Here is a 1,008-nt window from a genome sequence, read left to right on the forward strand (position 1 = left end):
GCGCTGATCGCTTCCTGAGGGTCCGACCGCCACGCCGTTTTCAACTTGACCGACGCGCCGATGGGTGACACGATTCTTCTGACACACGCGTGTCAACCTCAGTCGTGTGAACGGTGGGTAATCGGATCCTGAACGGAGCCGGTTCTGCCGGGGGCCCGGCAACGCTCACGAGAGAAAGATTCTGGTGGAAGTCACCCTTATCGTGCTGCTGGTCATCGTGCTAGCCCTGTTTTTTGACTTCACAAACGGTTTCCACGACACCGCCAACGCGATGGCAACCCCCATCGCGACCGGCGCGCTGAAGCCGAAGACCGCGGTCCTCTTGGCCGCGATTCTCAACCTCATCGGGGCGTTCCTGTCCACTGAGGTTGCCAAGACCATCTCAAACGGGATCATCAACGAGGGCGACGGCGGGGTGATGATCACCCCGGAGCTCATCTTCGCCGGCCTCATCGGCGCCGTCGTCTGGAACCTCGTCACCTGGCTGTACGGCCTGCCCTCAAGCTCCTCGCACGCCCTGTTCGGCGGCCTGATCGGCGCGGCCGTGGTCGGCGCCGGATTCGGAGCGATCAACGGCTCAGGGCTGCTCTCCAAGGTGCTGCTGCCCGCGCTCATCGCGCCGCTGACGGCCGGGATCGTTGCCTTCACCGCGACCAAGGTGGCCTACGCGATCACCCGTCGCAACGACGGCAAGCCCGATGGTCGCGGCCGCTTCCGCTACGCGCAGATCGCGTCCTCCTCGCTGATCGCCCTCGCGCACGGCACGAACGATGCCCAGAAGACGATGGGCGTCATCACGCTCACGCTCGTGGCCGCGAACCTCCAGGACCCGGGCACCGGGCCGCACCTCTGGGTGATCGTCGCCTGTGCCCTCGCCATCGCCGTTGGCACCTACTCCGGCGGCTGGCGGATCATCCGCACCCTCGGCGCGGGGCTCACGCAGGTCAAGCCCGCGCAGGGCTTCGCCGCGGAGACGAGCACCGCGGCAACGATCCTCGCCTCCACCCA

Annotated in this window: 1 protein-coding gene; it reads left to right on the forward strand. The window is 66.3% G+C overall.

The features are described 5' to 3' along the window. Positions 1-184: 184 nt before the first annotated feature. Positions 185-1,008: inorganic phosphate transporter (locus OOT08_RS13740; protein ID WP_325093354.1), on the forward strand; the 824-nt coding region annotated here is incomplete at its 3' end.

The sequence above is a fragment of the Leucobacter sp. M11 genome (genome assembly GCF_035726885.1).
Classification (GTDB): domain Bacteria; phylum Actinomycetota; class Actinomycetes; order Actinomycetales; family Microbacteriaceae; genus JAPFRB01.